The sequence below is a fragment of the Streptomyces sp. genome (assembly GCF_050698815.1).
In the GTDB taxonomy this organism is placed as follows: Bacteria; Actinomycetota; Actinomycetes; order Streptomycetales; family Streptomycetaceae; genus Streptomyces.
Genome location: NZ_JBOHCV010000444.1, coordinates 1 through 7,968 on the forward strand (window position 1 = coordinate 1; position 7,968 = coordinate 7,968).

Below are 7,968 nucleotides of genomic sequence, written 5' to 3' on the forward strand. Positions count from 1 at the left end.
CCGCACGCCACGAGGTGACCGCCATCCACCGCGGCCTGCTGGAGGCGTGGAACAACGGAGCGAAGCTCCGCGTACTGGAGTAACCACATCAACGGCAGGCCCGCGAAAGGGCCCGAAGTCGCAACTCGAACTTGCGGCTTCGGGCCCCGGGCATCTTAGCCCGTGCGATATCTGATTCCGGTACGGACCGAGACCTCAAGTCCCCCGGGGAGGGGTCACCCGTCGGCGGTGAGCGGGTCGGGTGGGCGTTCGAAGAACGTCTGCAGGACAACGATGGCCTGAGTGCTGGTCACGCCGTCGACCTCGTGAATGCGGCGGAGGGCGGTCTGCAGCTCCTCGGTACTGGAAGCGCGGACCTTGACCAGGACGGATGCGGCGCCCGCGACGATGTACGCCTCCTCGATCCAGGGAAGGGCGAACAGGGCGCTCCTGGTGACCGGTTCGCCCATCCACGCGTCGGAGTCGATGAGGACGTGCGCCAGCACCCCCAGCCCCAGGGCGTCCGGATCGACGTCGATGGTCGTACGGCGGATGACACCCCGTTCGCGAAGCTTGCGTACACGGTCGTGGGCCGCACCGCCGGACAGCCCGACGGCCGCACCGAGGACCGCGTACGACTGAGTGGCGTCCTCCTGGAGCAGAGCCAGCAGTCGCCGGTCGACGTCATCCATGACGCTCCTCACTTCGCGCACTGAACACTCATAGGGAATCCGGCACAGAAACCATACCCTGTTCAGTAACGTAGGCATCAGACCAATAATCCTTCGGACGATGACCCTAAGGTGTGCCATGGAGCCGGCCTACTCGACCCCCTACGAGACGCTTGATCCGAGATTCACCCGCTGCCAGGGAGACATGCGCATCGAGCAGCTCCACGAGGGATCCCGCTGGGCTGAAGGGCCGGTCTACGTGCCGGCGGGGCGGTATCTCCTGTGGAGCGACATACCCAACGACCGGATGCTCCGCTGGGACGAGACAAGCGGCTCCGTCGGTGTCTTCCGCGCCCCTGCCGGCTACCCCAACGGCCATACTCTGGACTTCTCCGGACGGCTCATCAGCTGTGAACACGGCAACCGTCGCGTCACCCGCACCGAGCACGACGGGTCGATCTCCGTCATCGCCGACCGCTACGAAGGCAAGCGACTGAACAGCCCCAACGACGCGGTCGTCGCCGCCGACGGTGCTGTGTGGTTCACGGATGCCACGTACGGCATCGACAGCGACTACGAAGGAAACCGGGGCGAAAGCGAGATCGGCGCCCGCAACCTCTACCGGGCCGACCCGCACACCGGCCGGTGCACCATCATGGCCGAAGGCTTCAGCCAGCCGACCGGCATCGGCTTCGCACCCGGCCAACGCCGCCTCTACGTCGCCGACTCACGCGCCAACCACCTGCTCACCTTCGACGTCAAGGACGACGGCACCCTGGCGGACAGAGAGGTGTTCGCTTCCGCCGACGGCGCACCACACGTCCACTTCGACAGCCTCGACCTCGACGACAGCGGCCGCGTCTGGCTCGCCGCCGGGGACGGCGTGCGTTGCTACGAGCCCGACGGCACCCTCATCGGACGCATCCTCACCCCGGAGTCCACCGCGAACGTCGCCTTCGGCGGCGCCAAGCACAACCGCCTGTTCATCTGCGCCTCGACGTCGGTCTACGCCATCACCCTGGGCGTCAACGGCGCACCACGGCCGTTCCACAGGTAGGGAACATCCACGGGGACAAGTTCAGCATCCACGAGTACATCGGCATCGGCAGCAAGGCGACGATCAAGGTCGTCGAGCTGGACGGGCCGGACCCGGACGACGTTCTCGGCAAGCACACCGTCAGCAGGAAGGGCAGCGGCGTCCTCCGCTTCAACTCCGGCGCCGACTACAAGCTCTCGTACAAGATCGGGCACAGCTGATCCACGGCCTCGCATCCCGTCACGTCACGTGACGGGGTGACGAAGGGCTCGCACATCCCGTGTGAGAGCACAGCTGCCGCAAGGCCGGCCCGGGATGTGCGAGCCCAACAGGGCCGCCGCCTGTAGGATCTCGCCGCCCGTGACATAGGCCGTCGCCCTGACCAGGGGCTCTCTGGGCTGTCTCAGCCCATGTCCCCGTCTGGTGTCTCAGGCTCGTGGCATTTCTTCAGGGTCGACTTCGGCAGTCGACCAGCTACTTCTGCCCACTCACGCTGGGCTGGTGCCCGCTCCATGCGGCTTGCGATGTCCGTCTTGAACGTGGCGCCCAAGGTCTCCGGGAGCTTGCTGAAGGTGGTGGGGAGCACGTCGAGCAGGCTCAAGAACTGCTCGCCACGCGGGGCCGTCAGCAGCAGTTCGCATCTCCAGTGCGGCGACACTTCGGGGCGGTGACTGAGGTGATGCACGAGTGCGGGGACCAAGTAGTGCGTCGCTCCGGGAGCGAGGTGGTCCCGAAGCCAGTCGACCGGAAGCCGCTGCGATCGGGGTCAGCTCAGGCCCTTCGAGCTCGATCTGCCGGGTCACCCAACCTTCGGCGTCGACCTCGAAGTAAAACCAGACGTCTTCCTCGTCCCAGTAGCAGCGCATCCATGTCGTCACCAGCCCATGATGACGGAGCTCTGATCGTCCGCCGCGGCGATGTCAGAGCCATGCTGGAAGATTGCGCCCATGCTGATCGCGACGAATGAGGCTGGGCGCGTGGTGAAGAAGCCGTCGAAGCCGGTGATAGGCACGATGCTGGCCAACCTCCATCGCAGTAACGCGCATCTGGTTCTGGAGCGCGTGGAGGATGGCATGGAGGGTAGCTGGTATGTCCAGGTACTGCTGCGCGACGACAACACGTACCAACTCGAATATCGGGACGGCGTTGCCGCCGAGCACCATCAAACCCGGACCATTTCCCAGGAAAAGGTACTGAATGCCCTGCTCGGCTGGGCTGCCGGTAAGGCGGACTGGCGGAACAGCTTCATGTGGAACAACATCGGTTCGCAGTTCGAGGTCGGTGACGATCAACAGCAGGGCTGACATAGCCTTCTGCTGGCCGCAGTGACGACTTCCTCGTCGAAGTGCGTCAGCTTCATGGCCCACCCGCGTTCGGCTCGTTCGAGCAGTGGCCGCCCGAGGTCCTTTTCGAGGCGGTTGATCTGTGTCACCAATGCCGACTGGTGAACGCCGAGGGCCTGGGCGGCCTTGCGCAGGGCGGGATACACGCTCGCTACGTCTGTGCCATGTCCACGAAGCGCGAATAGTGGCCCTGGAAGGCGACCGTGATCGTCGCCGTCGGACCGTTACGGTGCTTGGCCACGATCAGGTCCGCCTCCCCCGCGCGCGGCGACTCCTTCTCGTACGCGTCCTCGCGATGCAGTAGGACAACCATGTCAGCATCCTGCTCAATGCTTCCGCTTTCACGGAGATCAGACACCATCGGCTTCTTGTCCGTACGCTGCTCCGGACCACGGTTGAGCTGCGACAACGCGATGACCGGAACCTCCAGCTCCTTCGCGAGCAGCTTGAGGTTACGGGACATCTCCGAGACCTCCTGCTGACGGCTCTCCGGACGGCGCGAGCTGCCCGTCTGCATCAGCTGGAGATAGTCGATCACGACCAGCTTGAGATCGTTGCGCTGCTTCAGCCGACGGCACTTGGCCCGGATCTCCATCATCGACAGGTTCGGTGAGTCATCGATGTAGAGCGGCGCCTCCGTCACCCCCGGCATCTGGCGGGCCAGCCGCGTCCAGTCCTCGTCCGTCATCGAGCCGGACCGCATGTGGTGCAACGCCACCCGTGCCTCGGCGGACAGCAGTCGCATCGCGATCTCGTTACGCCCCATCTCCAGCGAGAAGATCACGCTGGGCATGCTGTGCTTGATGGAGCACGTCCGCGCGAAGTCCAACGCCAGTGTGGAGTTGTGCACCACGATGTCGTCCGCGACGAAGTTGTGCGTCCCCTCCACCGTCAGGTCGTAGACCTCAGATTCCCCGTCCGGAATCACCGAATCGACCCTGTCCCACTGCACATCCGACTCGGCGATGTCGATCAGCGACCGGGAGTCGAGAGCCTTGCCCAGCTCCAGCAGCCGGTGGCGGCTCACCTGCTGCCCGACATGCCAGTTGTGGTTGCGCGGCCGGCCCGTACGGGCACTGATCTCCGCCCAACTCCGGTCGCCCTTCTCCGCCTTGATCATCTCCCAGACGTCACCGGGAATCAGATCCAGATCGGGTTTACCCACCCGCTCACCGGAGCCCCCGGTCCGGGCGGCGAGGTCGCGGGGTACCGCGATGCGGTCGCCCGGGCGGAGATCCTCCAGGGGAACCCAACCGCGCAGCGTGCGGAACGGGTGCTGATGCGTCGCGGAGATCGCCCGGCCCAGCTGCGTCGTCAGCCGGAACACCGAACGCCGGCCATTGTGGACGAAGTCGGACGGGTGGACAGCGCGCAGCTTCCAGTCGTCCGTGAGGGTGTGCACCTCCAGGCGTTCGCCCGCCTGACCGCGTCGGACGAAGTCCTCGACGGTGATGCGCTCGCCCGTACGCGCCTCGACCAGTTTTGTCATGGACACGAGACACTTACCCATAGCGGGCCTTGCCGCGATGACGATCATCTGGCCCGGATGGAGGCCGTTCGTCAGGGAGTCCAGGTCCGTGAAGCCCGTGGGGACGCCCGTCATCTGGCCGCTGCGGGAGCCGATCGCCTCGATCTCGTCGAGGGCGCCCTCCATGATGTCGCCCAGCGGGAGGTAATCCTCCGACGTGCGCTGCTCGGTGACGGCGTAGATCTCGGACTGGGCGGAGTTGACGATGTCGTCGACATCGCCGTCCGCCGCGTATCCCATCTGGGTGATGCGGGTGCCGGCCTCGACCAGGCGGCGCAGCACGGCGCGCTCGTGGACGATCTCGGCGTAGTACTCCGCGTTGGCCGCCGTGGGGACCATCTGGACGAGGGAGTGGACGTAGCCCGGGCCGCCGACGCGGCTGATCTCGCCGCGCCGGGTGAGTTCGGCGGTGACCGTGATGGGGTCGGCCGGCTCACCCTTGGCGTACAGGTCGAGGACCGCCTGGTAGACGGTTTCGTGGGCCGGGCGGTAGAAGTCGTGGCCCTTGAGCACCTCGACGACGTCGGCGATGGCGTCCTTGGAGAGCAGCATGCCGCCCAGCACGGACTGTTCGGCCTCGAGGTCCTGCGGGGGAACGCGTTCGAAGGAGGTGGGGGCGGCCATGGCCCGGTCGTGGCCGCTGTCGTGGCCCCGGTCGTGCTGTTCGGGGTGGCCGCGGTCGTACGAGCCGCCGCGGCGCTGGCGGGTGACGGGAAGTCGGTCGCCGGGGTCGGCCGCGTGCCCGTTGTCGGGCCCGGGGCCGGTGTCGTCCGCCCAGATGTCCTCGACGTGTTCAGGTTGCTGCGTCACCCGGCACCTCCTCCCCGTCCGGCGATCGAGCACGACCGGACCTCGCCGCAGTGCCCCATCTTTCTTACGGCACGGCTCTGACAATGGGCCGCCCGACTCCCCTTTGCGGCGCGTCGAGGCTGCGGTGAAGACGGGGGAAACGCAGGGCGGACGAGTGCGGGCGCTGGACTACGGTATGGCCACCGGTGACGTCAGCCAATCTTGTTATCCACAGGGTGATGTGGACGACGTGCCGGTTCCTGTGGAGAAGGCTGCCAAAGCTGTGTACGGGCCGGGGGACAGTCCTGTGGAGAAGTCTCAGCCTTCCTCGCCATAGCACCTCTGAGCTGCGGTGATGATGTCCACCGCCTGTGCGGGAAAAAAACTTCGGCAGCTGGGGCGGATTCGTGGCACAGGGTGGCGCAGAGTTGTCCTGTGCCCACGACTGTCGGGCGAATGTAATAGACACAGATGACTTGCAGTCGTTACCTGTGGATGCTTGGATCGCACCCATGACCGACCCCTCCGATCCGCGCGTGGCCAGGCGCCGGCACGACCGCGAGATCGTCGCACTCGCCCTCCCCGCCTTCGGCGCGCTCGTCGCGGAGCCCCTCTTCCTGATGGTGGACAGCGCCGTCGTCGGCCACTTGGGCACACCGCAGCTCGCCGGTCTCGGAGTGGCCGCCGCGCTGCTGCAGACCGGGGTCAACATCTTCGTCTTCCTCGCGTACGCCACCACCGCCGCCGTGGCCCGCCGGGTCGGCGCGGACGATCTGCCGGCCGCCATCCGGCAGGGCATGGACGGCATTTGGCTGGCGCTGCTGCTGGGCGCAGCCGTGATCGCGGTGGTGCTGCCGACCGCACCGGCGCTGGTGGACCTGTTCGGGACGTCCGCCACCGCGGCCCCGCACGCCGTCACGTATCTGCGGATCAGCGCGCTGGGCATCCCCGCCATGCTCGTCGTACTGGCGGCGACCGGGGTGCTGCGCGGACTGCAGGACACCCGGACGCCCCTGTACGTGGCGGTCGGCGGCTTCTCCGCCAATGCCGCGCTGAACGTGCTGCTCGTCTACGGCTTCGGTCTCGGCATCGCCGGCTCCGCCTGGGGCACGGTGCTCGCGCAGGGTGCGATGGCGGCCGCGTACCTGATCGTGGTGGTCCGGGGCGCCCGGCGGCATGGTGCGTCGCTGCGTCCCGATGCCGCCGGGATCCGGGCGTGCGCACAGGCCGGTGCGCCGTTGCTGATCCGTACGCTGTCGCTGCGCGCGGTGCTGATGATCGCGACGGCGGTGGCGGCACGGATGGGTGACGCGGATATCGCGGCTCATCAGATCGCGCTCACGCTCTGGTCGTTGCTGGCCTTCGCGCTGGACGCGATCGCCATCGCGGGGCAGGCGATCATCGGGCGGCAACTGGGGGCGGGGGACGAGGCGGGGGCGCGGGCGGCGTGCCGGCGGATGGTGGAGTGGGGGGTCGTGTCCGGGGTGGTGCTGGGGGCGCTGGTGGCGGTGGCGCGGCCGGTGTTCATGCCGTTGTTCACCTCGGACGCGGCGGTGATCGACGCGTTGACGTCCGCGTTGCTGGTGGTGGCGGTGACGCAACCGGTGGCCGGAGTGGTGTTCGTGCTGGACGGGGTGCTGATGGGAGCGGGGGATGGCCCGTATCTGGCCGGGGCGATGCTGGTGACGCTCGCGCTGTTCGCCCCGGTGGCGCTGGCGGTGCCTGCGCTGGGGGGTGGGCTGACGGCGCTGTGGTGGGCGATCGCGGGGGTGATGATGGGGGTCCGGCTGCTGACGTTGTGGGCGCGGGCCCGTTCGGGGCGGTGGGTGGTGACGGGGGCGGTGCGGGTGTGACCGGTGGCGGACATGGTGCGGTACGAAAAAACGGAGGGCCGTACCCCCTCACCCGGAAGGGGTACGGCCCTCTGTCATGCCGTCACGCCGTCAGTTGACGGTCGTGGTCACGCTGCGATGACCTCGACCTCGACCTTGGCGGCGACCTCGGCGTGCAGGCGCACCGAGATCTGGTGGGAGCCCAGCGTCTTGATGGGCGAACCCACCTCGATGCGGCGCTTGTCGATCTCCGGCCCGCCGGCGTTCTTTACGGCGCCGGCGATGTCGGCGGGGGTGACGGAGCCGAACAGGCGGCCCTGGTCGCCGGCCCGGACCTTCAGGCGCACGTTGACGCCTTCCAGCCGGGTCTTGACCTCGTTGGCCTGCTCGATCGTGGCGATCTCGTGGATCTTGCGGGCGCGGCGGATCTGCGCGACGTCCTTCTCGCCACCCTTGGTCCAGCGGATGGCGACACCGCGCGGGACCAGGTAGTTGCGCGCGTAGCCGTCGCGAACCTCGACGACGTCGCCCGCGGCACCGAGGCCGGATACCTCGTTGGTCAGGATGATCTTCATCTGTTGGTCACCCTTCCCTTATCGAGCGGTCGAGGTGTAGGGCAGCAGCGCCATCTCACGGCTGTTCTTGACGGCCGTGGCGACATCGCGCTGGTGCTGGGTGCAGTTGCCGGTGACCCGGCGGGCACGGATCTTGCCGCGGTCGGAAATGAACTTCCGCAGCAGGTTCGTGTCCTTGTAGTCGACGTAGGAGATCTTCTCCTTGCAGAACACGC

Annotated in this window: 8 protein-coding genes; 3 read left to right on the plus strand and 5 right to left on the minus strand. The window is 67.3% G+C overall.

Annotation, left to right across the window (positions count from 1 at the left end):
• Positions 1-215: 215 nt before the first annotated feature.
• Positions 216-671, minus strand: coding sequence for an Lrp/AsnC family transcriptional regulator (locus ACRDP3_RS16225; RefSeq protein WP_431517666.1), 456 nt, complete (start codon positions 669-671; stop codon positions 216-218).
• Between the two features lie 118 nt (positions 672-789).
• Here ACRDP3_RS16225 and ACRDP3_RS16230 point away from each other — a divergent pair, with 118 nt between their 5' ends.
• Complete coding sequence (locus ACRDP3_RS16230) at positions 790-1,707, plus strand: SMP-30/gluconolactonase/LRE family protein (RefSeq protein ID WP_431517667.1); 918 nt, start codon at positions 790-792, stop codon at positions 1,705-1,707.
• A gap of 926 nt (positions 1,708-2,633) precedes the next feature.
• On the plus strand, positions 2,634-2,990 hold the full coding sequence (locus ACRDP3_RS16235) for a hypothetical protein (protein WP_431517668.1): 357 nt from the start codon (positions 2,634-2,636) through the stop codon (positions 2,988-2,990).
• On the opposite strand, the gene ACRDP3_RS16240 is transcribed toward ACRDP3_RS16235, so the two are convergent.
• Both ACRDP3_RS16240 and dnaB read right to left on the minus strand, forming a co-directional pair.
• Entirely contained in the window at positions 2,975-3,175 is a 201-nt protein-coding gene (locus tag ACRDP3_RS16240) for a helix-turn-helix domain-containing protein (RefSeq protein ID WP_431517669.1), read from the minus strand. The genes ACRDP3_RS16235 and ACRDP3_RS16240 overlap by 16 nt on opposite strands.
• Positions 3,176-3,180: 5 nt before the next feature.
• Positions 3,181-5,367 carry a replicative DNA helicase gene (dnaB, locus tag ACRDP3_RS16245; RefSeq protein WP_431517670.1) on the minus strand — a complete coding sequence of 729 codons (2,187 nt, stop codon included), beginning with the start codon at positions 5,365-5,367 and terminating at the stop codon, positions 3,181-3,183.
• Positions 5,368-5,858: 491 nt separating this feature from the next.
• Between dnaB and ACRDP3_RS16250 the strand changes: the two genes are divergently transcribed.
• Positions 5,859-7,199 (plus strand): MATE family efflux transporter, encoded by a 1,341-nt coding sequence (locus tag ACRDP3_RS16250; protein WP_431517671.1) that lies wholly within the window; start codon positions 5,859-5,861, stop codon positions 7,197-7,199.
• Positions 7,200-7,306: 107 nt separating this feature from the next.
• Here the strand turns inward: ACRDP3_RS16250 and rplI are convergent, their stop codons facing one another.
• Together rplI and rpsR are read right to left on the minus strand one after the other, a co-directional pair.
• Positions 7,307-7,753, minus strand: coding sequence for a 50S ribosomal protein L9 (gene rplI, locus ACRDP3_RS16255; RefSeq protein WP_431517672.1), 447 nt, complete (start codon positions 7,751-7,753; stop codon positions 7,307-7,309).
• A gap of 18 nt (positions 7,754-7,771) precedes the next feature.
• The gene (gene rpsR / locus ACRDP3_RS16260; RefSeq protein WP_014177940.1) at positions 7,772-7,966 is read right to left on the minus strand and encodes a 30S ribosomal protein S18; all 195 of its coding nucleotides are present in this window, start codon (positions 7,964-7,966) and stop codon (positions 7,772-7,774) included.
• Between the last annotated feature and the right edge of the window lie 2 nt (positions 7,967-7,968).